Below are 800 nucleotides of genomic sequence, written 5' to 3'. Positions count from 1 at the left end.
CCCCGGGCGCCCGCGCCGGCCACGCGTCGCACCCGTCCGGCGCCGAGCCTCGCCCTGCCTAGCGGCACGGCCCGCGCGCCGGCAGCATCAGCCCGCGGCAGCCCAGAGCGCGAGCAGTTCCGCCGGCGGATCGGCGAGTGCGAGGAGGCGCGCGGCATTGAGCAGCGTGAGCCGCCCCCCGGACATCCGCGCGACGCCATCCTGGCGCAACCGGCGCAGCATCCGTGTGACATGCTCCGGGGTCAGGCCCGTGGCGTCGCCGATCAGCCGATGCGTCAGCGGCATGGGCACGGGATCACCCTCGGCCGGCGGATGCCGCCCGCCGAGCCTGACCAGCAGTTCCAGCAGCAGATGCGCGACGCGCGCGAGCGCCGGCCGCTGGCCGAGCGTCGTCATCTGTTCCGCCGCGAAGGCCGCGTCGCGCGCCAGGCACCAGAGCAGCCGGTCGTCGAGCGCCGGCCAGGCGTGGCGCAGTGCGGCGAGGCGCTCGGCCGGTATGGGGCAGACCACCGCTGGCGTCAGCGCTTCCGCACCCTGCGCATGGCTCGCCTGCTCCTCGGGATGCAGGCCGAAGATCGCGCCGGGCAGCAGGAAGCGCAGCACCTGCCGCCGCCCGTCGGGCAGCGCCTGGGCCAGGACTACCCAGCCGGAGACCAGGATGAACACGTCGCGGCAGGCTTCCCCCTGGCGGAACACGGCGCTACGCGGCGGCAAGGCGACCGCCGGACGGCGCGCGGCCTCCAGCGCGGCCAGCGCCTCCGGTCCGTGCATCGGCGCGCAGAGGCCGGGGGCGCGGGCGG

General features: G+C 76.9%; 1 protein-coding gene. It reads right to left on the bottom strand.

What is annotated here, in order from left to right; all coding sequences use genetic code 11:
- Nucleotides 1–87: 87 nt before the first annotated feature.
- On the bottom strand, nt 88–800 hold a 713-nt coding region (locus HW577_RS25870), incomplete at its 5' end, for a Crp/Fnr family transcriptional regulator (protein WP_198378939.1).

Origin of the sequence: Neoroseomonas rubea, from assembly GCF_016106015.1 — a bacterium.
GTDB lineage: Bacteria > Pseudomonadota > Alphaproteobacteria > Acetobacterales > Acetobacteraceae > Neoroseomonas > Neoroseomonas rubea.
Note: the sequence above shows the minus strand (reverse complement) of the source record. Positions and strands in the feature narration are given on the sequence as shown.